Genomic DNA, 26,066 nt, shown 5'->3' with positions numbered 1-26,066 from the left:
CGGGCACACAGCTGCAGGTCAACGAGCGTGCGACCAGGGGGTCGCGGAGTCCATGGCACGTGCCAGCACGGACGCCGCGACCCCCGTTCCCACTTGGGAGGGGTGGACGCCGTCTGGTGCGTAGAGCACGGCAGAATCCGTCGCCCCATAGAAGGCATCGCAGGCATCCGCGAGTATGGCCTCGTTCTGGGCGGCGACCCGAACGAACGAGTCGTGCATGAGGTCGTGCATCTGGGCGTAGGAAAGGCCCAGCCGTGCGAGCTTGGAACTCCCCTCGCGGTAGGCCCAAGTTGCGTAGATGACGGGCGTGGCGCCCGCCCCGCGGGCGAGCGCGCAGAGGGCCGCAGCGCTTCTTGCATAGGCCTCGGGCGTGGTGGCCGGTGCGTGGGACATCTCCTGCAGGACGACGTAATCCCAGACGGGATGGGCAGGCTCCCCGCCGGAATCCACCGGCGCAAGCGCCGCGAGCGTGCGGGCGCCGTTCCTGGTCTTGGGGTTGAGGTGCTCCGCAAGGCGCGCCCCGCCACGGGCGTGCACGCGCACCTCGGCGCCAAGCTCGCGCGCGAGGGCGTCCGGAAGCCCATGGGCCGTGGTGAGGCTATTGCCCAGCATGAGGATGCGCATGGTGCGCCGCGCCCTTCTCGCCCGGAGGGCCTAGGACAGGCCGTGGGGCATGTGCACCTTGCGGTACGTGACGCCGCAGGAGTCCAGCGTGCGCTTGCTAATGAGGTTGTCCATGGAGCCGGCGTACTTGTCGTCCAGGTAGACGACCTCGCCAACGCCGGCCTGAACCAGGAGCTTCGCGCACTCGTGGCACGGAAAGAGCGTGACGTAGACCGTGGCGCCCTGCATGTCCTTCAGGCTTCCGCGGAAGTTGAGGATGGCGTTGGCCTCCGCGTGGATGACGTAGCTGTGCTTATCGTTCAGGGGGTCGTCGCTGTCGCCCCAGGGGAAGGCCTCGTCCGTTATGGCATGCGGCGTGCCGTTGTAGCCCACGGAGAGTATGCGATGGTCGGTATCGGCTATGCAGGCGCCGACCTGGGTGTTGGGGTCCTTGCTGCGGAGCTTGGCGGCAAACGCCACCCGCATGAAGAACTCGTCCCAGGAAATCACGTCGCTGCGCTGCTCTGCCATGTTGCTGCCTCCAGCCTTGGGATTGCGGAACGCGGGGCACGCCCGCGCACGCCATCAACGATGAAGCAACCCGTGCCGCATTGCAAGGACCGAACCGTGTATATATAGAGGGGCGGGTCCTGCCGGCGCCGCCCCATGCTTGTGTGGCCGAGGCCGCCAGGCTAGAACTGCTTTGCCTCCACGGCAGTGAGCGGCCTGATGTCCTGCGCGGGATACGGGGAGGCCTCGCCACCCGTGCCCAGCACGAAGTACAGCCCGCCCTTCGTCCTGTAGAGGGTCTCCTCGTAGCCGTCCGGGTCGCCGAACGCGCCGAAGGCACGGTGCCCGCACTCCTCCGCCTTGTCGGTGTCGTACACGTGGCGCTTGCCCTCGAAGGTCTTGGTCTTGCGCATGGTGGGCTCCAATCGATCCTATACGCCTTGCGGCGCGGCGACCGCACCCGCCCCGCGGTGTGCGGCTGCCGCTTTTTTGGGAATGTTAGACATTTTACTGCAGATATTCAATCAATACGGGATACCTGCAGGTCGAATAATCGGTAAGTAGCGAAATGTCTTATAAATAGAGTGCAAGTTGGCCTAATACTGCATCTTACATTCCGCATGGAAGGACGTTCGTTCTGCATGCGACCATCCCCGCGGCACCCCGGGCGCGCCCGCCGTCCTATCATGTGTGGGCGTTGGTGATCAGGCGCCGCGCGCCCAACGGAGGGAACCGCCCATGCAGATGTCGATCGTGCTCGCGAAGCAGGTGCTCGTGATGTTTGTGCTGGTGGGCGTGGGCTTCGCGATGTTCAGGGCACGCAAGATATCGATGGAGGGAAACCGGGTCATCGGCAACGTGCTCATCTACCTGTCGCTTCCCGCGGTCATCGTCAAGAGCTTCATGGTGGAGCGCACGCCACAGCACGCGCTTGCACTGGCGATGGGCACGGCAGTCGCGCTTGTGCTGCTGGTGCTGGCGGCGGTGGTGGCGCGCGTGGTCTGCGGCAGGGACGCGATAGGCAACTTCGCGGGCACGTTCAGCAACCCGAGCTTCTTTGGCATACCGCTCGTGGTCGCGACGGTCGGCGCTAAGAGCGTGTTCTATAACGTGGGGTTCATCGCGCTCATGAACATTGGGCAGTGGACGTACGGCGTGTCGCTCCTGACCCGCCAGAACGGGGAGCCCTCGCCCACGCCGCGCCAGGTGCTGCACGACGTGGCGACCGCGCCGTTCATGATCGCGTCGCTCGTGGGCATCGCCCTGTTCTGCACGCAGCCTCCCCTGCCGGACGTCGTCACCACCTGCCTCGACGACGTGGCGGCGCTCAACACGCCGCTCGCCATGTTCATGATCGGCGTCTACCTTGCGCAGACGGACGTGCGCCGCATGCTTGCGCGCGTGGCAAACTACCGCGTGGCGCTGGCGCGCATCGTGGTGTCGCCGCTCTTCTCGCTCGCGCTGCTTTCCGTCATTCCGGGCATGCCGTACCAGATGCGCATGGCCCTGCTGATCGCGGCGGCGTGCCCCGTGGGCGCAAACGTCGCCGTGTACGCGCAGCTGCACGACGCGGACTACGCGTACGCCGTCGAGACCGTCGTGGTGTCCGTGCTGCTCTCCATCGTGACCGTGCCCCTGGTGGTGGGGCTCGCGAACCTGGTCTGGCTGTAGGCCGGCCGCAGGGCCCCGCGACGCACGACGCCGTCCCGCAGGCCGACCCGCGGGACGGCGCGCTTGGGCATGCGTTTGCGCAGGTGGCTGGCCGGATGGCGCGCTGGGCGAGAAGGGCTACTCCGCGGGCTTGGTGGCCGGCTTCCCAGCGGAGACGGACGCACTCTTCGCGGGAGCGGGCGCCTTCTTGGCGGCGGGCGTCTTCGCGACCGGCTTCTTGGTTGCAGGCGCCTTGGTTGCCGCGGACCTCGTGGCCGCCGGCTTCTTGGCGGCTGCCGGCTTCTTGGTCGCCGCCGGCTTCCTGGATGCCGTGGTCCTCTTGGCGGCTGGCTTCTTCGCGGCTGGCGTCTTCGCGGCTGGCTTCTTCGCGGCGGGCGTCTTCGTAGCTGGCTTCTGCGCAAGCTCGAGCGCATGCTCCGCCGCGGCCTTCGCCTTGGAGCGCTCCTCCTCGATGAGGGCGCGGGTGTCCTCCAGGCGCTGGCGTGCGAGCGCATCCTCCCTGGTGGCAGCCGCGGCCTCCTCCTCGCACGCCACGACGGACTCCTGCGCGGCCTCGTTGTTGGCCCTGGCTGCCGATGCGGCCGCGCGCGCCTCGCCCAGGATCCACTCCGCGTCGCGGCGGGACTTCGTGGCTGCGTCGGCCTTCGCCTGGGCATCGTTTGCCGCGGAGTCCGCCTCGTGCAGGAGCTTCGCCACGCGGTCGCGCTCCGCCCATGCGACGCGGGCGGCCTTCACGAGCTCCGCCTCGGCCTCGCCGCACGTGGTCACGCTCTTCTCCTCCTGCTTTGCGCGCCTGGCGGTGACGTCGAGGTCGTGCTTCGCGATCTTCAGCGCGTCGTTCGCCGCGGAAAGGCGTGCCTGTGCGTCCGCAAGCTGCGCGGCCGCGTGCTTTGCCTCGCGCTCCGCGTAGGCGAGCGACGCGCTGAGCCTGCGGTCCGCGAGACCCTCCGGCGAGAGCACCGCGGGGAGCATCTCGGCGGCCTCCTTGCGCCACCACTCCCAGTCGTGACGGACGTCGTAGCCCCAGTACTCGAACGTGGCGTCGATGCCGCGGTCTTCAAACGCCTGCTCCAGCGCGCGCTGGGTGTCGATGCCGTCCTCGCTTGCGTCCTGGCCGCAGACAAACGCGAGCGGCAGGCCGCTGAGCAGGCGGACTGCCTTGCCGCGCTGGGGAAGCGCGGGGACCATGTCGACCGGGGAGACGTCCTCCCAGCCCTCCGGGAGCTCTCCCACGACGAAGCGGCGCGCGTCGTACGTGCCCGACAGCGCGAGGAGCCCGCCGAAGAGCTGCGGCCGGGACAGCATGAGCACGCACGCGTTCAGCGCACCCATACCCGCGCCCGCAAGCACGGGCGGGCGATCGTCCCCGCACGTGCTTGCGACGAAGGGCAGCAGGTCCTTCTCGACGAACTTGAAGAAGTTCTTGATGTTTGACAGGCGATACTCCGGCACGGCGTAGCGCGAGTACCAGCCCATGAGGTCGACTGAGTCCGTGCAGACCAGGCGCATCATGCCAGAGTCGACGAGCGGGGCGAGCGCGTCGATCATGCCGCCCTCCGACCAGCTGGCGAACGAGGAGTCGCCCTCGGGCAGCACGATGACGGGCTGACCCGCGTCACCGTACACCTCCACCTCGATGGCGCGGGAGAGGTCGTTGCTCTGCAGGGTCGCGTGCGTGCTGTTCATGCCATGGTCTCCTTACGACGGGTGATCGCCGGGGCGGTGCTTTTCCGTTCCAATTATGCGTCACGCGGGCGGGTGGGCACGCAAGATTTGAGCGGGCGTTGCCGCAGCGCCCGCAAGGTGCGGGCCGCGCGGGCCATACACGGGGAGACCACAAGCGTCGTGCATAATGGTTGCCCTGGGAACGCACGCCGCCGGCCCCGTGGCACGGCATCGCAGATGGGAAGACATTTGATTAAGCTCATCCTGACCGACCTGGACGAGACGCTGATTCACTTTGGACTCGCGCGCGCGACCGACAACGCCATCGCCGCCATCAGGCGCGCGGAGGCCGCCGGCGTCACGTTTGCCGCCACGACGGGGAGGATCCGCCAGGGCGCGTGCGCGGCGTTTGGCTTCGCGCGCGAGTGCACGCGGTCCGCCGTGATGAGCAACGGCCAGCTCGTGCTTGCGGACGGGCAGCTCATTGGCCAGGTCGAGCTGTGCCGCGAGGGCATGGAGCGCCTGGCAGAGGAGCTGGTGGGAGACCGCGACTTCATGCTGAACGTGATCATGCGCGCCGAGACCATGGAGCCCGTGCGCGTGATCGTGAGCGACGACCCCGACGCGGCCGGGCACGCGTTTCGCGCGGACAGCGACGACGTGGTGGTGATGGACCACCTGCCGGACGGGCCGCTGGTGAAGTCGAACATCCACGTCATGGGCGGCGTTGAGCGGATGGGCGAGGTTCGCGCGCGGCTGGAGGCGCTGTGCCCCGGCATCAGGCTGATGTCGCCCGGGCCGCAGGTGCCCACGTTCGACGTTGCGCCGGAGGGATGGTCGAAGGCGAAGGGCGCTGAGCTGCTGCGTCGGCACCTTGGCATTGGCGTGGACGAGGTGGCCGCGTTTGGCGACGCGGAGAACGACCTGGAGCTTCTGGGGTTCTATCCGAACTCCGTCGCCGTCGCGAACGCCGTGCCCGAGGTGGCGAGCGCGGCGCGCTGGCACATTGGGGCCAGCGCGGACGACGCCGTGGCGGACGCGATCTGGGACATCGCCCGCGCGAGCGCGGAGGGCCGCATGCCGGACTTCATGTGCGAGGCGGCAAACGAGCGCGGCCTTGCCATGCGCGCGAGGCCGGCCGGCGACCGGAAGGTGGAGTCGCTGCCGTACTTCACGCCGCGGGCGTAGGCCGGGCGCCTGCGAAGGGGGCGGCTCTTCTCGCCCGGCGCCGACGGCGGAGGAACCTGCGCGGCATGGCGACGCGAGACGCGCACGGCGCGCCCGTTGGTGCACAATGGGTGGGTGACGCGACCGCGACGAGCGAGCTGGAGGCTGCCATGAGGACCCTTGCACCTGACTGTATCAAGCTGGGATTTGGCATGATGCGCCTGCCGAAGCGCGAGGACGGGACCATCGACGTGGGGACGACCGCGCAGATGGTGGACGAGTTCCTTGCGGCGGGCGGCAGGTACGTGGACACCGCCTTTGTGTACGAGGGGTCGGAGGACGCCGTTCGAAAGGCTCTGGTGGAGCGCCATCCGCGCGACTCGTACTACCTTGCGACGAAGCTGAACGCCGGCGAGTGGGCCGCGAAGGACGAGGCCGCGGCGAAGGCGGAGTTCGAGCAGAGCCTGGAGCGCACCGGCGCCGGCTACTTTGACTTCTACCTGCTGCACGCGCTGTCCAGCGACAACGTGGGACTGTACGACTCGTACGGCATCTGGGAGTACGTGCGCGACCTGAAGGCGCGCGGGCTGGTGCGGCACATGGGATTCTCGTTCCACGACGGGCCGGAGCTGCTGGACCGCCTGCTGACGGAGCACCCCGAGGTGGAGTTCGTGCAGCTGCAGCTGAACTACGCCGACTGGGAGGACCCCGTGGTGCAGTCTCGCGCAAACTACGAGGTCGCGGTGGCGCACGACGTCCCCGTGGTGGTGATGGAGCCCGTGAAGGGCGGCACGCTGGCCGCGCTTCCGCCCGCGGTCGCGGAGATCTTTCGGTCCGCGGACGCGACGGCCTCGCCCGCGCAGTGGGCCATCCGCTTCGTGGCGTCGCTCCCGAACGTGATGATGGTGCTGAGCGGCATGTCGACCCCGGAGCAGATGGCGGACAACCTGAGCTTCATGCGCGACTTCAGGCCGCTTTCGAAGGAGGAGTCGGCAACGGTGGACGAGGTCCGTCGCGCGTTCGACGCCATCGACCGCATCGCATGCACCTCGTGCCACTACTGCACGGGCGGTTGTCCCGTGCACATGCACATTCCGGACATCTTCCGTACCATGAACGAGTACAAGCTCTTTGGCAACCTGGAGCGCTCGCGCAAGGACTACGTGCGCCGCGCAGGCGACACGCTGGCGTCCGAGTGCATCCAGTGCGGCCAGTGCGAGCAGGCGTGCCCGCAGCACCTGCCCATCGTAAGCCTGCTGGAAGAGGCGGCTGCCACGCTGGAGTAGCGCGAGGCGGATGGCGAAGCAAAACGTAGCGCCCCACAATCTGACACAAGCACAAACTGTCAGGTTGTGGGGTGTATTTGCATGAAAAGGGGCACTTCGCATTACGCGAACCGCTCACTTTCTGACAGGAGTGCGATCTGTCGGATAGTGAGCCCCACTTTCTGACAGGAGTGCGACCTGTCGGATAGTGAGCCCCACTTTCTGACAGGAGTGCGATCTGTCAGAAAGTGGGACTCCAAGAGGCCCCTTTCCCGCGTTTCGCGCCTCGTACGCCACCACTACCTGACAGAAACGCAATCTGTCAGAAAGTGATACGTCCAAAGTCACCACTATCTGACAGGAGCGTAATCTGTCAGGTAGTGCGATCTCCGGTCTTGCCGATACCTAGGATTTCCGCGCACCAGGCAAGCGCACCAGGCAAGCCCGCTCGGTCGGCGCTCTCCCTCTGGCACCCAACTCGCAAGCTACGCGGGCCTGACGTCCAGCACCTCGGTGCGCAGTCGGCCCCTTGCCTTCGCGAACGCCCTGGTGGGCTGCCGAAGCCTCACCCCCAAGAGCTTCGCCAGCACCGCCATCGCGGACTCGAAGCTCGAGAGCATCCGTATCTCCCTTTCAGTAATCGTGATGCAAGAAGCCCCCATGGCGTAGTACCCCTTTTCCCTCAGAGAGGTCTGGGTGATTCCCTTCGCACCGCCATGCCAGCGAACGCCCAGAACCTCAAGCGCCACGCGCTGCTCGGGCCACCAGAAGTCCGGCCGAATGGTCGCAGACCCAAAGCAGCCCCTCGCCTCAACGGGGACCTCGATCCGGTGGTTCACGAGTGGCTTTGGCAGACCAAGGCTGCCCGTGTGACGAGAGCAGAACGCCAAGGCATACGTCTGAGCCTCTAGCGGAGACGCCAGGCCCTCGGCCACCAGCGGAAGCGCCCTTCTGACCGCCCTTGCCCCGGGAGCGCCCGCCATCGCATCCAAATAGTTTGACAATCTATTTATCGTCGTCAGCGGCGCAAGCCCGTATGCCGTGGTAGTCCCGCAATCGTCGGTACACTCATCCAGAGACACACCATCAAGCTGGCCGTACGAGCCAACCGACTCCCGCCTGCAGGTCCTGTACGTCCCCAGCACCTGGTCAACAAGCAGTGCCGTCCTTGCCACGCCAAGGCCCCTCGCCATCTGCATCAAAGCCATTTCGGGAGGACATGCAAACACGCTGGCAGGGCATGCGACGTCAATCTCTGCCAAGTCGTCCCGTGGCTGGCAGAACGACCAACCGTGGGGTATGGCGCAGCGCGAGGCAAACGCATCCGCCCTGGCGGGAACAAGCATGTGCACGGGCGCGGGTAGCCCCGTCCTCGCCAACAACGCGGCGACGTCGGGCATCATGCTCGCAGGTGGCGTCACGCGCAAGGCCTCGACTCGAAGTCCGGCCGCATCCATCGCGTCACCTTTCATCCCCGCCGGCGGCTTCACGCCCGCGGCACTCAGAAGGCCAAGGTCACGCGCCTCGATGCTGGAGATATGTCCCACGACCACAATCGACATGTCGGCATGGTATCCCCCGGACCGCACGCGCCCCGCACGCTTTCCGCGAGCGTCACCCCGGACCGAACGCCGACTTCCACATCTCTGCGCGCGAACTCGCGCGATCCGGGCCCTCTCGCTCCCAAGAGCAACCCTCTCCGCCGCAATAGCCGAGCGCAACCACGGGCCAACCGCGTCATCTTCCAGATTCCTTCCTCCCCTGCCGAGAAGGGCCGCCCTTCTCCCCCAAACGGCGAGCGGCACAGCAAGGCGGGCGGACCCCCAACGGATCCGCCCGCCAAAACCAGCCGATGGTTCAAGAGCCGCGTCCAGCCGCGCCGGCCGCAAACCCGCGCTAGTCGCACACGTGGCCGCCGCCGGGAACAAAGTGGCATGCGCCGCCGCCCTCGTGCGTCGGCGCGTCCGCGCCAATGCGATCGGCCAGGTAGTCGATGATGTCGCCGCTCTCGTACATCGGCTTGCCGTCAATAAGCAGGCACGGGCACTGCCTCTTGCCGCCAATGCGCACAAGGTCGTCGCCGTTCGTGCCCTGGGTCACGTCCAGGTGCTCGATCTCAATGTCATGCTCATCCAAGAATGCGTCCACCTTCGCGCAGAAGGGGCATCCGGGCAGGACGTAGAGCTTCAGGTCGTCAAAGCTGGCCATGGGGGCCTCCCATCATTCGTTCGTGCCGCCTACGCTCCTCGCGGGCGGCGGTTCGTTTCCTGCAGAACGTCTACCCATAACCCCGCGGGGGCAAACGTGGCCAAACGTCGTTCGTCAAAAATGAATGTTTGACTCCACTCAAAAATGGATATCCTAACGTCCATAGTCACGTCGGCGGGACCGCCGCCACGCAGGCGGCAACGCCCCTACACCTGAAGGGAAGGTAAACGCATGGTCACCACAACCCAGGACGAAGACCACGTCCCACGCATCACCGGCACGCTGCGAGCGCACTCCATTCAGGTCCCAGAAGTGATCTACCAGGCCAAGGGCATGGTCATCATGGGGCGCCGCATCAAGTCCATCGTCTTCTCCACGGACGTCGCCATCATCCGCAACTGCAACGCGGACGCCGTGCTCGCGGTCTACCCGTTCACGCCGCAGCAGGCCATCTCGCAGGCCGTCATCAGCGCCGCGGTCAGCCCCGTCTTCGTCGGCGTCGGCGGCGGCACCACGCGCGGCATGCGTTCCGTCGTCATCGCGCAGGACGCAGAGGCGCAGGGCGCGTTCGCCGTGGTCGTGAACTCCCCCATGAGCAACTCCAACATCCGCCTCATCCGCCGCGTCATCGACATCCCCATCATCGCGACCATCGCCACCGGCGACGAGGACGTGCAGGCGCGCCTCGACGCGGGCGTCACCATCCTCAACGTCGCCGCCGGCTCCAAGACGGCCGAGGTCGTGCGCAACATCCGCAAGGACTTCCCCACCGTGCCCATCATCGCAACGGGCGGCCGTACGGACGAGTCCATACAAGAGACCATCCAGGCCGGCGCAAACTCCATCGTGTACACGCCGCCCTCGAACGCGCACATCTTCGGCGACATGATGGCAGAGTACCGCCAGCTCAAGACCAAGAACCCAGAGTTCCACTTCCGCACGTCGGACACCAGCCGCGACGCCGTGCACGACTTCTTCGAGCTGTTCCACGGCACGCACGCCGGCGCGGACGCAAACCTCGACCCCAACCCAAGCCGCGGGGACGAGCGCAGCAAGTAGCCCATTCGGCCACGTACTCCCCACGCACGCCAACGGGCGAGAAGAGCGCGCCCACGCCCTTCTCGCCCGTCCTTCATGGCACCAGCCCCGCCGCCGCGACCCCGCGGGCCGCTTGAGGGCCTAGGCCTCAAGACCCCAAAGCGTCGCGTCCGCGCCGGGCGCGTCCACCTGCACGCGGTAGCGGCGGGGATAGTAGCGCGTCGACATGCACAGCTCGCCGTCGTTCGCGAACACCTCCACGGAGGACGCGTCGCCCACCACGCGAAGGTTGCGCAGCTCCGGCAGCGGCTCCCAGCGCTCCGTGCGCCCGCAGCCCGCGTCGGAGCGCGCCGTGCGCCCAAACGCCATGCTCAGACGGCTGTCACGCCACGTCAGCGCCAGCTCGTCCGACAGGGTCACGCGCACGCCCGCCGTGCAGGTGCTCGCGTCCAGCACCAGGTCGAACGCCGTGCGTCCCTCCACGTCCAGCGCTCCGCCCACAGATCGCGCCGCGTCCGCGCGACGCGCGTCCAGCTCGCGCACCGGGGCCTGCCGCACGCGCCCGCCCGCAAGCGTCACCTCGCGCGGAATCGTGAAGCAGTGCTGCCAGCCGGCTGCGACCGTCGGGTCGTTGCCGTACGTCGGCTCGTCCGGAATCCCCATCCAGCCAATCAGGATGCGCCGGCCGTCCTCCGCGGCAAACGTCTGCGGCGCATAGAAGTCGAAGCCGGCGTCCCACAGGGCAAAGTCGCCCAGCTCGCACGAGCCCGCGACGTCGCCCTCCAGCATGAAGTAGCCGGACTGGTACACGTTCCTGCGGTCCCAGTCGCCGCCCTCGAGCCCCTGGGGAGAAACGCTCAGCACCTTGGCAGAGCCCCCCTTTCCGTCGGACAGCTCGAAGTAGTCCGGGCACTCCCACATGTAGCCAAAGCGCGTCGGCGTGGTCACGCGGTTCAAAAGCTCCCAGCGCGCCAGGTCGTCGGAGCCAAACACAAGCACCTCGCCCCAGTCGTCGTCGCGGCGGGCGCCCTGCACCATCAGGTAGCGGCCGTCGCCCTCCCACACCTTCGGGTCGCGCACGTGGCAGGTGTCGTCCGCGGGATAGTCCGCATTCCTCATCACCACGCGCTTCGGACCGTGCGCGTCGCCGTCCTCCGTCGTAACCCACACGGTGTTAGCCTCGCGGCCCGTGCGCACGTAGTCGTAGCCGTCCGCGTCCTCGAGCTTCACGTTGCCGGTATAGAACAGCTCCATCCGCCTTCGGCCGCCCACCTCGCGCACCAGGGCGCTCCCGGAGTACACGCCCGAGCAGTCCGACGGCTGGTCGGGATAGAGCGTCACGCCATGGTAGTCCCACGTCAGCAGGTCGTCGGACGTGGAGTGCCCCCACATCTTCACCCCGCCGTCCACGTTGAACGGCGCATACTGAAAGAACGCGTGGAACGTCCCGTCCACCTGGCACAGCCCGTTCGGGTCGTTCAGCCAGCCCACGGGCGGCATCAGGTGGAACCCCTGCGCGTAGCGGCCATGCCTCGCTGCCCCCTCCGCGCCAATTCGCAGCGCGTCGAGGTCGCGCTCAAGAGCGTTGGACATGTGTGTTCCTCCTCGCAATCGACTTTGACAGGAGCCACCTTGATGTCACATGATACTGGTATCGGTCTCACATTGTGGGCGAGAATCGCCGCGGCCAAGGGCGCCACGCCCCCGTCACGGCACGTCCCCCGGCGCGGAAGGAGGGCCCGTGGACATCAACTCCATAGCCAAGCTCGCAGGCGTCTCGCGCGCCACGGTGTCGCGCTACCTCAACGACGGCTACGTCTCCGCCGAGAAGCGCAAGGTCATCGCCCGCGTCATAAAGGAGACCGGCTACGTCCCGTCGCAGCAGGCCCAGACGCTGCGCACCGGCAAGACAAACATCGTCGGCGTCATACTCCCCAAGGTCAACTCGCACGCGGTCTCGCGCATGCTCTCCGGCATGACGCTCGAGTTCAACGACGCCCACTACCAGACGCTGCTCGCCAACACAAACAACAACAAGGAGACCGAGGTCTCGTACCTGCAGCTCTTCGCGGAGGGCAACCAGGTGGACGGCATCATCCTCATCGCGACCGTGCTCGACCAGGAGCACCGTCGCGCGCTCGACGCGCTGCGCGTGCCCGTCGTCATCCTCGGCCAGGACATGCAGGGCTACTCCTCCGTCTTCAACGACGACTACCGCTCCATGCTCCAGCTGTGCCGCAAGGTGCTGCAAAACAGCGCGCACCCCGCGTACATCGGCGTGACGCAGGAAGACGTCTCCGCAGGCCAGGAGCGTCGTCGCGGCTTCCTGGACGCCTGCTCGGAGCTCGGGCTCGACGTGCCGGAGGACGCCATGGGCACGAGCCCGTTCTCCCTCGACGGCGGCTACGAGTGCGCGGAGGCCATCATGTCCCGCCACCCGGAGCTCGACACGTTCGTGTGCGCCACGGACGTCATCGCGTTCGGCGCGCTCACGTGCGCGCGCGAGTACGGCCGCCGCGTGCCCGAGGACGTGCAGGTCACCGGCGTCGGCGACAGCGAGCTCACGCGCGTCGTCACCCCCACCCTCACCTCGATCCACCACCACTACCAGACGTCCGGCCGCGAGGCCGCCAAGCTCTTGGTCGAGGCCATGACCAGCAAGGATGTCGTCCCACGAGAGATTCGCATGTCCTACGGCATCATGATGCGCAACTCCACGCGCTAGCGCCCGCCCCGCCCCCGTCGCACGCCGTCCCCCCGCGAGGCCCCACACGCCCCGTGCATGAAAAACGCTATGAAATCTATCCCATATCCCTCGGCGCGGCCGCCGTCCCGTCGCGCCGGGCGAGAAGGGCGCGCAAATCCTCGCCTTCACAGGCTCGCCACGAAAACAGTGCCGTACGCCGATGTTTTCATACCGTTCGTCCGTCCCGAACCCTGGTTCAGAGGGGCTTTCGACTCGCCAAGTCGTTACATAGTGAGTGTGTGAGAACGATTTCACATGCCATGCCACCTTTCGGGAGCCGGGGTCGCTCCCGGGGCACGTGGAATCGACGATGGGTACCAGGCAAACTTGGGAGGGAACCATGGCACTGGACTACAAGGAAGCCGCGCGCCAGGCGCTCGAGGCCGTGGGAGGGGCTGACAACGTCGTCTCCGCGGCGCACTGCGCCACCCGCCTGCGCCTCGTGATCGCAGACAACGGCAAGATCGACAAGGACAAGCTCGAGGACGCCCTCGGCGCGAAGGGCAACTTCGAGGCCGCCGGCCAGCTGCAGATCATCTACGGCACCGGCACCGTCGACAAGGTGTACGACGAGTTCATACGCCAGGGCGGCATCACCGCCGTCAGCAAGGCCGAGGCGAAGGAGGAGGCGGCCAAGCAGGGCAACGCCTTCCAGCGCGCTATCAAGGTCCTCTCCGACGTCTTCGTTCCCATCATCCCCGCCATCGTCGCGTCCGGCATGCTCATGGGCATCATGGGCGCCCTCAGCTACATGGGCACCCCCGTCGCGGACGGCGGCGCCGGCTTCTTCATGCTCGACCAGAACACCGTCTGGTGGCGCATCGCGAAGCTCGTCAACGCCTGCGCCCTCGCGAACCTGCAGATCCTGCTCGGCTTCAGCGCCGCGACGGTCTTCGGCGGCAACCCCTACCTCGGCGCGTCGTTCGGCGCCCTGCTCATCAGCAGCGACTTCATCAATGCGTATAGCGCGAGCGACGCCATTGCCAAGGGCACCATGATCACGCTCGACGTCATCCCCGGCCTCTACAGCATCGACTGGGTCGGCTACCAGGGCCACGTCATCCCCATCCTCGTCGGCGTATGGATACTCTGCTTCTTCGAGAAACGCCTCCACAAGGCCGTGCCCGAGATGTTCGACCTCTTCGTGACTCCGCTCGTCTCCGTCTCCCTCGCAGCCTACATCACGATCCTCTTCATCGGCCCGATCTTCGTCTGGCTCGAGAACTCCATCCTCGGCCTGCTCATGTTCCTCCTCAAGGTGCCCCTGGGCATCGGCTACATCATCATCGGCCTCATCTACAGCCCGTCCGTCGTCACCGGCCTGCACCAGATGTACACCGCCATCGACGTCTCCATGCTCGCGAAGTACGGCGTGACCTACTGGCTGCCCATCGCGTCCGCGGCAAACATCGCCCAGGGCGGCGCCTGCCTCGCCGTGGCGCTTCGCACCAAGTCCGAGAAGACGAAGTCCCTCGCGGTTCCCTCCGGCATCTCCTGCCTGCTTGGCATCACCGAACCCGCAATCTTCGGCGTGAACCTGCCTAAGATCAAGCCGTTCGTCGCAGGCATGATCGGCTCCGCGTGCGGCGCCCTGTGCTGCTACGTCTTCAACCTCGCCGCCTCCGGCACCGGCGTCACCGGCATCTTCGGCATCCTGCTCTGCATCGCCCAGCCCGTCCAGTACGCCATCATGTTCGCCGTCGCCTTCGGCGTCGCGTTCGGCATCACCAGCACCATCTACAAGGACGAGGACAAGGCGAAGGCCGCCAAGAAGTCCGACGCCCCGAAGGACAGCGAGCCCAAGGCCATGGTCGCCCCGCAGGTCGACGCCTCCGCGGCAGACGCTGCCACGCTCGTCTCGCCCATGACCGGCACCGCGCTTCCCCTCTCGCAGGTGAGCGACCCCGTCTTCGCCAGCGAGTCCATGGGCAAGGGCGCTGCCGTCGAGCCCACCGACGGCGCCATCTACGCGCCGTGCGACGGCGAGGTCACGCTCGTGGCCAACACCGGCCATGCGCTCGGCATGATGTCTGACGCCGGGTGCGAGGTCCTTCTCCACATTGGCATCGACACGGTCGAGCTGAAGGGTGCGCCGTTCACGGCACACGTCAGCGCTGGCGACCACGTGAAGGCGGGACAGCTCCTGATGGAGGCCGACCTCGACCAGATCAAGGCGGCCGGCAAGGCCGCGACCACCATGGTCATCGTCACCAACTCCGACGACTTCAAGTCGATCGAGGGAACCTCCGGCAAGGTCGTTGCCGGCGCCTCCCTGGTGAAGCTCTCCAAGTAACCGCTCATCCAAGTCCATGCCGCGCGTCCCGCCACGGGCGCGCGGCATGGCATATCCTTACGGTCAGTCGCGACGTTGCGACCGGTCGGCGCAGACAGAAAGGACCTGGGCATGTACGACGTAACCGCGTTGGGCGAGCTGCTGATCGACTTTACGGATGCCGGGACATCACCCGCCGGGCAGAAGGTGTTCGAGCGCAATCCCGGCGGCGCCCCCGCAAACGTCCTGGTGGCACTGCAGAGGCTCGGCCACTCCACGGCGTTCGTGGGCAAGGTCGGGTGCGACATGCACGGCGCCTTCCTGCGGCAGACGCTCGAGGAGAACGACGTCGACTGCTCCGGCCTCGTGAGCGACCCGGACTACTTCACCACGCTCGCGTTCGTGGCGCTCGACCCCACCGGCGAGCGCACGTTCTCGTTCGCGCGGAAGCCCGGCGCAGACACCCAGCTGCGCGCGGACGAGCTCAATCGCGACGTGCTGCAGAACACGCGCGTGCTGCACGTGGGCTCGCTCTCGCTCACAGACGAGCCCGCCCGCTCTGCGACGCTCGAGGCCCTGCGCATCGCGCGCGACGCCGGGGCGATCCTCTCGTATGACCCCAACTACCGCGCCTCGCTCTGGCCGTCCGCCGAGGTCGCCGCGCAGCAGATGCGCTCCGTCGTGGGCATGATGGACCTGGTAAAGATCTCCGCGGAGGAAACCACCCTCCTCACGGACGAGTCCGACCCGAACGAGGCGGCGCGCAAGATCCTTGCGCAGGGGCCAAAGGTCGTCGTGGTAACACTCGACGCGGACGGCGCCATGGTCGTCACGCCAGAGGGCGCACGCACGGTGCCGAGCTTCCGCGTGAACGCGACGGACACCACCGGCGCCGGCGACTCGTTCTGGGGCGGCTTCCTGTGCGCGCTGCTCGACTCCGGCAAGGACGTCGGCGGGCTCACGCTGGACGACGCGGCCTCTTTCGCGCGCTTCGGCAACGCCGTCGCCTCCCTCTGCGTGCGGGAAAGGGGCGCCATCCCCGCCATGCCGTCGCGCGACGCGGTCGAGGAGGTGCTCGCGGAGAACGCCTAGCACAACGCCTAGCGCGTCGCACGGCTCCCCCACCAGCCGCGCTTCACCTACACGCCAAGCGGGCGAGAAGGACAAGGCCACGTCCTTCTCGCCCGCCTTTTATGCGTTGGCCCTCTGTTGGCAATTCCGAGTGCCTAATTCGTTAGGTTTTGTTACATAAAATATTTTCGTACGCCTAATTCATTCGGTTTTTCGTGGGGAAAGAAGAGCGCCATGCCCGGCAGGACATGGCGCTCGATTGGCTGTGCTCCGCCCAGGCCTACTGGTGGTAGTAGCTGAGGAAGTCCTCGAGGGCGTCCATCGCCTCGTGCAGCGTATGCTTGCGCGGCAGGTAGACGATGCGGAAGTAGCCGGGGGTCTCCCAGTTGAAGCCCTTGCCCGCCGTCACGAGCACGTGCTTGTCCTTGAGCAGGTCGAGCGCGAACTGGTCGTCGTCCGTGATGTGGAACTTCTCGGGGTCCAGGCGCGGGAAGATGTAGAACGCGGCCTCGGGCTTGGTGACGGTGACGCCGTCCATGTGCGAGAGCCTGTCGTACACGTACTCGCGCTGCTCAAAGATGCGGCCGCCCGGCACCAGCAGGTTCTGGCTGCGCTGGATGCCGCCCAGGCACGTCTGCACGATGGACTGGGCCGGCACGTTGGAGCACAGGCGCATGTTGGACAGCATGTTGATGCCGTCGATCAGGTCCTTCGCGATGCGCTTGTTGCCGGAAAGGCTCATCCAGCCGATGCGGTAGCCCGCGACCATGTGGCTCTTGGAGAGGCCGTTGAACGTGATGCAGAACAGGTCGGGCGCGAGGCTCGCGATGGAAACGTGCTGCTTGCCGTCCATAACCAGGCGGTCGTAGATCTCGTCGGCGAAGATCACCAGCTGGTGCTCGCGCGCCACGTCCACGATCTGTTGCAGCACCTCGCGCGGGTACAGGGCGCCCGTGGGGTTGTTGGGATTGATCACGACGATGCCCTTGGTGCGCGGCGTGACCTTGCTTTTGATGTCGTCGATGTCAGGGTACCAGTTTGCCTTCTCGTCGCAGACGTAGTGCACGGCGGTGCCGCCGGCAAGGGTGGCGCACGCGGTCCACAGCGGGTAGTCCGGGCTCGGGACCAGGATCTCGTCACCCTCGTCCATGAACGCGTTCATCGCGAGCTGGATGAGCTCGGACGCGCCGTTGCCGGTGTAGATGTCCTCCACGTCCACGTTGGGGATGCCCTTGAGCTGGTCGTACTGCATGATGGCCTTGCGCGCCGCGAACAGGCCGCGGCTGTTGGAGTAGCCCTCGCACTCCGTCAGCTGGTCCTGCATGTCCTTCACGACCTCGTCCGGCGTGCGGAAGCCAAACGGCGCGGGGTTGCCGATGTTGAGCTTCAGCACGTGGATGCCCTGGTCCTCCATGCGGTAGGCCTCGTCCAGGACGGGCCCGCGGATGTCGTACAGGACGTTGTCGAGCTTGTGAGACTTCGTGAACTGGCGCATGGAGCTTCCTTCCCCTTGCCTGCCGGTGGCAGTGCCCTTCCTCATATTGCTGGTACCCTTCGAGCCCGAGTCTTGCTCGCTTCGCGCATCCTCACATGGTGCCGGCTGGACGTCGGTCGGAGCGGAACCGTCCTGCCGCGACGCGGCCTCGCCCTCCGCGAGCCACTCCTCGCTCACGCCCAGCGCCTGGGCGAGAATGACCACCGCCTGGGCCCGAGGCGTCACCTTGCCACTGAGGTACTGGCTCAGCTGGCTCTTGCCGAGCTTGTGGCCCTGCTCCGCCGCGATGCGGATGAGGTCCGACTGGCGGAGGTCGCTCTTCTCCATCGCTTCCGCAAGCCGGTCGCTGAAGAGGTTCCGGGACATGTCCGACCTTTCGTAGTTCAATTTCAATCTAACGCAGATGTCCGTAGTTCAATTTTCAAATTGAACTACGGACACTCTAGCACAACGATTTTGAACTCATGGGTTCAATTTTATCGACACGATGCCGTCAGATTTGAAGGGTGGCATTCCGAAGGAGATGCGCGGGACGCCTACTTGCGCATGTGGGCCTTTGCGGTGAGCGAGCCCCCGGGTACGCGCACGCGAATGACGGCAACAGGCTTGGCCATGAGTCGGGTGATCGGGAAGTCGCGACCCGTCTGCTGGCGCATGAGGAGCTTGAGGGCATGGACCTTCTCGTCCGCATCCGTGACCAGGGAGGCCGTGCCCTCGCCCATGACGCTGGAGTAGAACGAGCCGTATTTGCAGGCCAGCTTGTAGGGGGTGCTGCCGCCGTCGTCCAGATTGACGTCGCACTCGAGCTCGACAAAGCACGGGGCGCCCTCGCCTATCACGTCTATCTTGCGGCCACTGCGCGCGGAGTGCATGTACAGCGTGAGATCCGCGCCCGCGTACTCGTAGCAGTAGTGCAGCGGCACCACGTACGGGCGGCCGTCGTCCACGAGCCCCAGGTGCACGATGCGCGCCACCGAGAGGATACGCTCGATCCTTTTGGGATCGGTAACGGAGCGGTCTTTCCTGCGCATTGCCTGCATGGGAACCTCCCGGTGACTCTGGACGTGGTTGCAGCTGCCGCTGCCCGGCGACTGCACGCGCCTGGGGCCTAGGACAGGAAGCCCAGGTACTCGTCGAGCACGTTGAACAGCATATCACCAGAGGCGACGGACACCTCCGCGGTGCTGCGCGAGATGCGCGCATGGGTGTACAGGTCGCGGGCGGACGTGAGCACGAGCGCCGCGACGACGTTGAACGTGGGGCCCAGCACGACCTCCAGGTACGGCACGTACTTTGCTGCCTGGTCAACCTCCGCCTGGTCGATGGCGTCCTTCATCTTGAACTCCAGGCTGAACGCGTAGCCCGGCCGCGCGGGCGCGGGGCGCGCAGGTGCGTCTACGAACGCGGGCGCCGGCGGCACCAGCAGCAGCACATCCGCGTAGATGCGCACGTGGCGCGCGCGACGTATGCGCAGCTCGAAGCAGAGCTCCCAGTCGGTGGGGTCCGGCGCCCCCAGCTGGCGCAGGTCCGAGAAGAGCGAGGCCATGGCGTCGTGCGTGTCCATGAACGAGTGGAAGAGGCCGCGCGTGTCGTTGAGGTTGCGCCCGATGCGCGCGCAGCCGCGCTTGAGCTCCCCAAGCCACGCGTCGCGGTCCTGCGCGAGGAACTCCCCCACCGTGCCGTACCAGCCGCAGAACTCGCCCAGGCCGTGGTGCGGGACCGTCTGCCCGATGAGGCCGTACCACAGGTAGGCGTCGTCGCGATAGCAGAGGTCCCGCACGAACGGCGACGCGTACAGGTAGCGGTTGACCGTCGTGCGGTCGATGCCGAGCCTGCGGGCCACGTCGCGCGCCCTCACGCCGTCCTCGCTGCAGATGAGCGAGTAGATCGCACGCTCGTTGGCGTCCGCGACTGAGGATGGCACGTTCTTCTCCCTTGGCGCTTTTGCGGGTTGGCGCCTTGCCGGGCGCGCGTTGGCCCCGCGGATTCGGCCCGCTAGACCAGCTTGCCCTGGCAGTGGTCGCACATGTGCTGGATCATCTGGGCCTCGAAGCCCGTGTAGTCGCGGCGGCGCGGCTTGAGCTCGCCGTCGACCAGCTCGTCGAAGCTGACCTTCACCTTCTGGTAGCGCGTGACCTTGGACGGCTCGTCGCGCGTCATGCAGCCCTCGACCATCTTCGCGGCGCGCAGGCCCATCATGATGCGGGGGTTGTACATCACGTGGTCCGCGCCGGAATCGTCCTGGAACACGACGACGGCCTTCGTGACGCCGATCTGGTTGGCGGCGAGGCAGCCGCAGTCCTCGAGCGAGTGCATGGTGTCGACGAGGTCCTGCGCGATGGACGCGTCCTGCGCCGTGGCGCGCTCGCACCTCTTGGAGAGGATCGCTTCGTCCTTGCAGAGTTCCTTGATCATGTGGGCTCCTTCCCGGCCGCGTCCGCGGCCCCAAGGCGCCCGTGCGGCGCCGTGTACGTCCCGACAGTATATCCGTTGGCGCTAGCGGGCGGCGCGAAGCGAGCCCTGCGCACGAAGCGTCCGCACCACGTGACGCGGCACGGCGTACGCGGCGCATGGCCCGATGACGGTGCCGGCGGCGCGCTTGGCCGCGGGCGAGCCGTTTGCCGTGGCGTACGCGTGCGAGAAGCGCCCCAGCATAACCACGTCGTTCCCGCCGTCGCCGTAGACGGCCACCTCGTCCTCTGCGATGCCCAGGCGCGCGGCCAGCCACGCGAGGGCCTCCCCCTTGTTGACGCCGGCGGCTGTGATTTCGAACATGCACGGGTCGAACGGGGCGTTGGTGGCCACGTCGGCGTGCCGGGCGAGAAACGCGTGGACGTCCTGGGCGAGGCCTGGTCCCTGGAGGTGCGCGTTCACCTTCAGCACGTCGAGCGACGCAAGCTGCGCGGGCGTGACGTCGTACACGTGCTCCGGAGGTCCGACGAGCCCTGGCGCGCGCATGAGCATGCGCCGGACGAGCGGCGCGTTGCCGAACGACGCGCGGTGCTGCCCCAGGCTCTGCAGGTGGTACGTGTGGCGGACCGTCACGAACTCGAGCGGCGCCGTGGGGAACGCCGCGGCGAGCTCTTGCACGAACGCGGGGTCGAGGCTGCGGGTGCGTATGGGGGCGCCGCCCTCGTCCAGCACGATGGCGCCGTTTGCGCACACCACGCACACGTTGCCCGCAAAGCCCATCTGGCGCCCGCTCCTGAGCGTGCGTCCCGTGGCGAGCGAGAAGTGCAGCCCCGCCTGGCGTACGAGGGCGATCGAGCGCAGCACCACCGGGTCCGTGCGGTGCAGCGCGTTGAGGAGGGTGCCGTCGAGGTCCGATGCGAAGAGCCTGATCATGGTGCCTCCCCTGCCGCGCAGGCCACTGCCGTCACGTCACGATACCACTGCGGCGCCGCGGGCGCGCCGGGGGCAAGATGGGCCTATGATGCTGGGGCGGACGCGTGGGCCACGGACCCACGGGCATGGTCGCGGGCGCGCCGGGCTTGGCGCGCCGCGTGGGACGGGAGGCATCGCAGGTGTTCAACATCGTGCTGTACGCGCCGGAGATCCCGGCAAACACGGGAAACATAGGGCGCACGTGCGTGCTCACGGGATCGCGCCTGCACCTGGTGGAACCCCTGGGGTTTAGCCTGGACGACCGCATGCTGCGCCGCGCCGGCCTTGGCTTTTGGCCAAACCTGGACGTGGTGCGCTACACCGGCTGGGAGGAGTTCCTGCGGCAGAACGGCCTGGCGAACAACGCCGCGGACGGGGGTGACACCGCGGGCGGCGAGCCCAACGGTGGCGCGCCCGCGGACGCGCCCTGGCTGCACCTGCTCACGAAGAAGGCGCGGCGCACGTACGCGGAGTCCACGTACCGCGACGGCGACTTTTTGGTGTTTGGCTCCGAGAGCACCGGCATCCCGGAGCAGGTGCTCGCCGCGCACCCCGAAAGCTGCGAGCGCATCCCTATGCTTCCGGATGCGGCATCGCTTTCCAACCGTGACGCCTGGGCCGCGCACGAGGAGTCGCTTGGGGACGCGGCCGCAAGCGCGGGAGCCGGCGCTTCTCCCCTTTTGCGACCGGACATCTGCGGCAACTTCGTGAACGTGGACGACTGGCGCATAAGCGCGCTCAACCTCTCTAACGCGGTTGCCGTCGTGCTGTACGAGGCGCTGCGGCAGACGGGATTTGCGGGCATGGGCGCCGGCGCGTAGGCGGCGCTCGCGGCGGTTCGCGCCAGGCGCGGACGCCCGCCAAGCGGCGTGTGAGATGTTGCGCCATGGCACACGCACGGGCGCACGATGGGTAGACTAGGGGTATCCGTGCGAAACGCCGGCAAACCAAGGAGCATCCCATGTCTTACGACATCACCCATAGCAACGAAAACGCAAGCGACGGCACCCAGGCGGACGGCGCGGCCGCGCCTCGCCGCGGGTACCAGCCCTCGGACGAGAAGGACTTTGGCACGAAGTCGATGGAGACCCTGCAACGCGCGGCGGCCGAGCTGTCGTTCCTGCTCGACCGCGACTACCCGCGCGAGACGGCCGTGGAGTTCGTGGGCAACCGCTACCAGTTCACCACGCGGCAGCGCCTGTTTCTGAACCGCGGCGTGAGCGGCGAGGCGAAGCGGGCCGCGCGCGCCGCGAAGCACCTGAAGCTCGAGGACCTGCGCGGCCGCGACGTGTGCATAGACGGCTTCAACGTGATCGTGCCGCTCGAGGTGGCGCTCGTGCGCTCCCCGCTCATCCGCGCGCAGGACGGCGCCATTCGCGACCTTGCGGGCATCAACGGCACGTACCGCTCCGTGGAGCAGACGATGCAGGCGATCGACCTTGTGCTTGACCTGCTGACCGAGGCGCAGGTGGCCTCCGCCACGTTCTACTTCGACCGCCCGGTGCGCAACTCCGGCCGCCTCGCGAAGACGATAGCGGACTACGTGCGCGCCCTGGCGAACATCCAGCCCAGCCTGCCCAAGGTGCAGGCGGCCCTGGTGGACAACGTGGACAACGAGCTTGCGGGCCGCGCGTACGTGGCCACGAACGACAGCGCGGTGATCGACCACTGCCAGAGCTGGGTGAGCCTGGACGCCGCGGCGCTCGACCGCGTGGACGACGCGTGGGTGCTGGACGCCATCGCGCCGGACGAGGACCCGCTGTACCCGGACCCCGCGCGCGACATCCTGGAGGCGGACGCCTCCACCTTCGGCACGAGCGCCGCGGCCGACGACAGGGGCCCCGCGAGCCGCATACCGACGATCCCCATAAGCGTCCAGGACCCGGGAGACACGTTCCTCTCGTAAGAGACGCGCCCGCCACAAGACACGCCCCCTTGCATGGGGCCCCGTAAGGAAGGAAGAGCATGGACATCCAGAACTTCTATCGCGGCACTGAGTTCTATGCGCAGGACCACCTGGGCGCGCACGCCACGCCCGAAGGCGTCACCTTCCGGACGTTCGCGCCCGCGGCGGACGGCATCGTGGTGCTTATGGACGACGGCCCGCACGAGATGCACCGTGCGCAGGACGGCAACTTCTGGGAGGCGGAGGTCCCGGGCGCCAAGGCGGGCGACCACTACGAGTACCGCATCTACCACGGCGGCGGCTACGTGGACCATGCGGACCCGTACGCGTTCGCGTCCGAGCTGAGGCCCAACCACCGCTCCATCGTGTGGGACCTCTCCTACGAGTGGGGCGACGCCGAGTGGGTGGCCGGCCGCACGCGGCGCAACCGCCAGCTGGACGGCCCGTTGAACGTGTACGAGATGCACGTGGGGTCGTGGCGCAAGCGCTCCGGCGACGAGCCCTCGGACGACCCGGCGGACTGGTACACCTACGAGGAGCTGGCCGAGCCGCTGGTGGAGTACCTCACAAAGACCGGCTACAACTACGTGGAGTTCATGCCGCTGTGCGAGTACCCGTTCGACGGCTCGTGGGGCTACCAGCCGACGGGCTTCTTCAGCCCCACCAGCCGCTACGGCACGCCGCAGCAGCTCATGCGCCTGGTGGACGCGCTGCACCAGGCCGGCATCGGCTGCATCCTGGACGTGGTGCCCGTGCACTTTGCCACGGACGCGTGGGGCCTTGCGGACTACGACGGCACGCCGCTGTTCGAGTACCCCAACGAGGCCGTGGGCGTAAGCGAGTGGGGCAGCCACAACTTCATGTACAGCCGCGGCGAGTCGTGCAGCTTCATGCAGTCGTCCGTGAACTTCTGGCTCGGCTGCTACCACTTCGACGCGGTGCGCATGGACGCCATCAGCCGCATCATCTACTGGCAGGGGGACGAGAAGCGCGGCGTGAACAACCAGAACGTCGAGTTCATGAAGCGCCTGAACTCCGGCGTGAAGTCGCTCAACCCGGGCACGTTCACCATCGCGGAGGACTCCACGGACTTCGACGGCACCACGCGCCCCGTGGAGCAGGGCGGCCTGGGCTTCGACTACAAGTGGGACATGGGCTGGATGCACGACACGCTGAGCTACTTCCAGCTTGACCCGTACTTCCGCAGCGGCAACTACCACAAGCTCAGCTTCAGCATGATGTACTTCAGAAACGAGCGCTATCTGCTGCCGCTCTCACACGACGAGGTGGTGCACGGCAAGGCCACCATCGCCCAGAAAATGTGGGGCGAGGGCGACCTCAAGTTCCCGCAGGCGCGCTCGCTGTACTGCTACATGATGGTTCACCCCGGCAAGAAGCTCAACTTCATGGGGTCCGAGGTGGCACAGCTGCGCGAGTGGGACGAGTGCCGCGAGCAGGACTGGTTCATGCGCAAGTTCCCCAAGCACGACGCGTTCTACCGCTTCTGCACGGACCTCAACCACCTGTACCTGGACCACCCGGCCCTGTGGCAGGAGGACTACGCCGAGCACGGCTTTCAGTGGCTGGACGTCGCTTCCACGGAGCGCTGCACCTATGCCATCGAGCGCCGCTCCGCCGCGGCGGACGACGGCGCGCAGGCGCCCGCGGACGAGAAGGACGCGGGCGCGGAGGCGCAGCCGGCCGCGGGCGAGCGCGTCGTCGCGGTGCTGAACCTCTCCGGCGCGACCCAGGAGGACTACGAGGTCGAGGTGCCCGGCGCGACGAGGGCCAAGGTCCTTCTCGACAGCGACTGGGACGTGTACGCCGGCACCACGCCGCGCGGCGACGAGGCCGTGGCGCTGGACGCGGGCACGCACGTGCTCACGTGCACGCTGCCGCCGTTCGCGACCGTGATCCTGCGCGTGGAATAGCGCACGGCGCTGCCGCGGCCGGCGGCCTCAGGCCCAAGGCGCGCGGCCGCGTGCTTTGGGCGGCTAGTCGTTCTGGGCAAGCCACGAGCGCATCATGCGCAGGTAGCGAGGGGCGTCGTCCGCATAGCACATGTGGCGGCACCCCTCGAACAGCTCCCAGCGCGCACCGGGGATGCCGTCCGCCATGGTCTTGGCCACGAGCGGCGTGCACAGGTCGTCCGTGCCGCTCACCACCAGGGTGGGCACGTGGATCTGGCCCAGCCGGTCCGTGTAGTCCCAGTCGCGCAGCGTGCCGGCGGGCGTGAGCTCGTTGGGGCCCCACGCCGTCACGTACGACTCCGTGCCGCTGCGCTTGGGGCGGCGCAGGCACTCCGGCGCGTCCGGCCCATACGCAAGGTCCGCGCAGTGCAGCTGCATGTAGTGGTCGATCGCGCGCTGGTATGCCTCGCCCCGGAAGTCGCCGGTCTCCTCCGCGCGCTCGAGCGCGCGCCACTCTGGCTCGGGAAGCATCCGAGCCATGCGGTGCTGCTCGCGCCCCCACAGCTGCGAGGACGGCAGCGTGCTGCTGAGCGTGGCGCTCAGCACGCCGGCGGGCTGGCGCTCCACCAGGTACGTTATCTCGAGCATGCCGCCCCAAGACTGCCCCAGCAGGTGGAAGCGCGTGAGCCCCAGGTACGCCACGAGCGCCTCGAGCTCGTCCACCCAGGTCTTCGCGTGCCACAGCTCCGGGTGCCCCTCCACGTACGAGTTGCCGCAGCCCAGCTGGTCGTAGCTAATGACGGCGCGGCCGTCCGTGGCCAGCGGGTCAAGCAGCTCCATGTAGTTGTGCGTGGAGCCCGGGCCCCCGTGCAGGCACACGAGCGGCGCCTTGCCCGCGGCAAGCCCCGCCCGCACGTCGCCCGCGATGCGATAGTACGTCCGCCACTCACCAAAGGGCATGTAGCCCTCGCTCACCTTCACGTCTGCCCTTGCGGCAACATCGTCAGACACGCCAGCCCCCTCACGCCGTCGCGGCGTCCCCCATGGACGCCCGCGCGAGGCAATTGTAGCCGCCTGCCGGCCCGGCGTCACGGCCGTGCGGCCGAGAAGCCCCGGCGCCGTCGCCGGCACCGGCGGCCAAGCCCTTCTCACCCG

Annotated in this window: 23 protein-coding genes; 10 read left to right on the top strand and 13 right to left on the bottom strand. The window is 67.3% G+C overall.

The genetic code is table 11. The features are described from left to right. Positions 1 to 18: 18 nt before the first annotated feature. The 3 genes from HF885_RS04495 to HF885_RS04485 all read right to left on the bottom strand — a co-directional run bounded on the left by HF885_RS04495 (position 19) and on the right by HF885_RS04485 (position 1,526). Positions 19 to 624 (bottom strand): SGNH/GDSL hydrolase family protein, encoded by a 606-nt coding sequence (locus tag HF885_RS04495; protein ID WP_170103753.1) that lies wholly within the window; start codon positions 622 to 624, stop codon positions 19 to 21. A 30-nt stretch (positions 625 to 654) separates the two neighbouring features. Then, the gene (locus HF885_RS04490; protein ID WP_170103752.1) at positions 655 to 1,134 is read right to left on the bottom strand and encodes a deoxycytidylate deaminase; all 480 of its coding nucleotides are present in this window, start codon (positions 1,132 to 1,134) and stop codon (positions 655 to 657) included. Between the two features lie 161 nt (positions 1,135 to 1,295). Then, complete coding sequence (locus HF885_RS04485; protein ID WP_170103751.1) at positions 1,296 to 1,526, bottom strand: hypothetical protein; 231 nt, start codon at positions 1,524 to 1,526, stop codon at positions 1,296 to 1,298. 325 nt (positions 1,527 to 1,851) lie between these two features. Between HF885_RS04485 and HF885_RS04480 the strand changes: the two genes are divergently transcribed. Continuing rightward, the gene (locus tag HF885_RS04480; protein WP_170103750.1) at positions 1,852 to 2,784 is read left to right on the top strand and encodes an AEC family transporter; all 933 of its coding nucleotides are present in this window, start codon (positions 1,852 to 1,854) and stop codon (positions 2,782 to 2,784) included. A 117-nt stretch (positions 2,785 to 2,901) separates the two neighbouring features. On the opposite strand, the gene HF885_RS04475 is transcribed toward HF885_RS04480, so the two are convergent. Continuing rightward, the gene (locus HF885_RS04475; protein ID WP_170103749.1) at positions 2,902 to 4,470 is read right to left on the bottom strand and encodes an alpha/beta hydrolase-fold protein; all 1,569 of its coding nucleotides are present in this window, start codon (positions 4,468 to 4,470) and stop codon (positions 2,902 to 2,904) included. A 228-nt stretch (positions 4,471 to 4,698) separates the two neighbouring features. Between HF885_RS04475 and HF885_RS04470 the strand changes: the two genes are divergently transcribed. Both HF885_RS04470 and HF885_RS04465 read left to right on the top strand, forming a co-directional pair. Next, the gene (locus HF885_RS04470) at positions 4,699 to 5,637 is read left to right on the top strand and encodes an HAD family hydrolase (RefSeq protein ID WP_170103748.1); all 939 of its coding nucleotides are present in this window, start codon (positions 4,699 to 4,701) and stop codon (positions 5,635 to 5,637) included. Positions 5,638 to 5,702: 65 nt separating this feature from the next. Next, a complete protein-coding gene (locus tag HF885_RS04465) occupies positions 5,703 to 6,902 on the top strand; it encodes an aldo/keto reductase (RefSeq protein ID WP_206109794.1) in 1,200 nt (399 codons plus the stop codon). 464 nt (positions 6,903 to 7,366) lie between these two features. Here HF885_RS04465 and HF885_RS04460 read toward each other — a convergent pair whose 3' ends face one another. After that, positions 7,367 to 8,056, bottom strand: a complete 690-nt coding sequence (locus HF885_RS04460; RefSeq protein WP_206109793.1) for a hypothetical protein — start codon at positions 8,054 to 8,056, stop codon at positions 7,367 to 7,369. Between the two features lie 721 nt (positions 8,057 to 8,777). Next, entirely contained in the window at positions 8,778 to 9,089 is a 312-nt protein-coding gene (locus tag HF885_RS04455) for a glutaredoxin family protein (RefSeq protein ID WP_170103746.1), read from the bottom strand. A gap of 231 nt (positions 9,090 to 9,320) precedes the next feature. Here HF885_RS04455 and HF885_RS04450 point away from each other — a divergent pair, with 231 nt between their 5' ends. Continuing rightward, positions 9,321 to 10,148, top strand: coding sequence for a hypothetical protein (locus tag HF885_RS04450; RefSeq protein WP_206109792.1), 828 nt, complete (start codon positions 9,321 to 9,323; stop codon positions 10,146 to 10,148). 120 nt (positions 10,149 to 10,268) lie between these two features. Here the strand turns inward: HF885_RS04450 and HF885_RS04445 are convergent, their stop codons facing one another. Next, the gene (locus tag HF885_RS04445) at positions 10,269 to 11,720 is read right to left on the bottom strand and encodes a glycoside hydrolase family 32 protein (protein WP_170103745.1); all 1,452 of its coding nucleotides are present in this window, start codon (positions 11,718 to 11,720) and stop codon (positions 10,269 to 10,271) included. Positions 11,721 to 11,868: 148 nt separating this feature from the next. Between HF885_RS04445 and HF885_RS04440 the strand changes: the two genes are divergently transcribed. From HF885_RS04440 to HF885_RS04430, 3 genes are all read left to right on the top strand, one after another. After that, complete coding sequence (locus HF885_RS04440; RefSeq protein ID WP_170103744.1) at positions 11,869 to 12,852, top strand: LacI family DNA-binding transcriptional regulator; 984 nt, start codon at positions 11,869 to 11,871, stop codon at positions 12,850 to 12,852. 361 nt (positions 12,853 to 13,213) lie between these two features. Then, positions 13,214 to 15,166, top strand: a complete 1,953-nt coding sequence (locus tag HF885_RS04435; protein ID WP_170103743.1) for a PTS beta-glucoside transporter subunit IIBCA — start codon at positions 13,214 to 13,216, stop codon at positions 15,164 to 15,166. Between the two features lie 111 nt (positions 15,167 to 15,277). Next, positions 15,278 to 16,237, top strand: coding sequence for a PfkB family carbohydrate kinase (locus HF885_RS04430; RefSeq protein WP_206109790.1), 960 nt, complete (start codon positions 15,278 to 15,280; stop codon positions 16,235 to 16,237). Between the two features lie 259 nt (positions 16,238 to 16,496). Here HF885_RS04430 and HF885_RS04425 read toward each other — a convergent pair whose 3' ends face one another. The 5 genes from HF885_RS04425 to HF885_RS04405 all read right to left on the bottom strand — a co-directional run bounded on the left by HF885_RS04425 (position 16,497) and on the right by HF885_RS04405 (position 21,056). After that, a complete protein-coding gene (locus HF885_RS04425) occupies positions 16,497 to 18,077 on the bottom strand; it encodes an aminotransferase class I/II-fold pyridoxal phosphate-dependent enzyme (RefSeq protein ID WP_170103742.1) in 1,581 nt (526 codons plus the stop codon). A gap of 170 nt (positions 18,078 to 18,247) precedes the next feature. Further along, positions 18,248 to 18,751: a pyridoxamine 5'-phosphate oxidase family protein gene (locus HF885_RS04420; RefSeq protein WP_206109789.1), complete on the bottom strand. Its 504-nt coding sequence runs from the start codon at positions 18,749 to 18,751 to the stop codon at positions 18,248 to 18,250. Positions 18,752 to 18,819: 68 nt separating this feature from the next. Further along, on the bottom strand, positions 18,820 to 19,635 hold the full coding sequence (locus tag HF885_RS04415) for a winged helix-turn-helix domain-containing protein (protein WP_170103741.1): 816 nt from the start codon (positions 19,633 to 19,635) through the stop codon (positions 18,820 to 18,822). Between the two features lie 71 nt (positions 19,636 to 19,706). Continuing rightward, on the bottom strand, positions 19,707 to 20,126 hold the full coding sequence (locus HF885_RS04410; protein ID WP_170103740.1) for a peptide deformylase: 420 nt from the start codon (positions 20,124 to 20,126) through the stop codon (positions 19,707 to 19,709). 81 nt (positions 20,127 to 20,207) lie between these two features. Continuing rightward, a complete protein-coding gene (locus HF885_RS04405; RefSeq protein WP_170103739.1) occupies positions 20,208 to 21,056 on the bottom strand; it encodes an HAD family hydrolase in 849 nt (282 codons plus the stop codon). Between the two features lie 104 nt (positions 21,057 to 21,160). Between HF885_RS04405 and HF885_RS04400 the strand changes: the two genes are divergently transcribed. From HF885_RS04400 to glgB, 3 genes are all read left to right on the top strand, one after another. Further along, positions 21,161 to 21,916, top strand: coding sequence for a tRNA (cytidine(34)-2'-O)-methyltransferase (locus HF885_RS04400; protein ID WP_328804327.1), 756 nt, complete (start codon positions 21,161 to 21,163; stop codon positions 21,914 to 21,916). A 140-nt stretch (positions 21,917 to 22,056) separates the two neighbouring features. Then, entirely contained in the window at positions 22,057 to 23,001 is a 945-nt protein-coding gene (locus HF885_RS04395) for a DUF434 domain-containing protein (protein ID WP_170103738.1), read from the top strand. A gap of 59 nt (positions 23,002 to 23,060) precedes the next feature. Beyond that, the gene (glgB, locus tag HF885_RS04390) at positions 23,061 to 24,932 is read left to right on the top strand and encodes a 1,4-alpha-glucan branching protein GlgB (RefSeq protein WP_170103737.1); all 1,872 of its coding nucleotides are present in this window, start codon (positions 23,061 to 23,063) and stop codon (positions 24,930 to 24,932) included. Positions 24,933 to 24,995: 63 nt separating this feature from the next. On the opposite strand, the gene pepI is transcribed toward glgB, so the two are convergent. Continuing rightward, positions 24,996 to 25,922 carry a proline iminopeptidase gene (gene pepI, locus HF885_RS04385; protein ID WP_328804326.1) on the bottom strand — a complete coding sequence of 309 codons (927 nt, stop codon included), beginning with the start codon at positions 25,920 to 25,922 and terminating at the stop codon, positions 24,996 to 24,998. Positions 25,923 to 26,066: the final 144 nt, after the last annotated feature.

Source organism: Parafannyhessea umbonata (assembly GCF_012844235.1).
In the GTDB taxonomy this organism is placed as follows: domain Bacteria; phylum Actinomycetota; class Coriobacteriia; order Coriobacteriales; family Atopobiaceae; genus Parafannyhessea.
The sequence above is the reverse complement of the archived record's forward strand: the minus strand, read 5'-3'. Positions and strand labels throughout refer to the sequence as shown.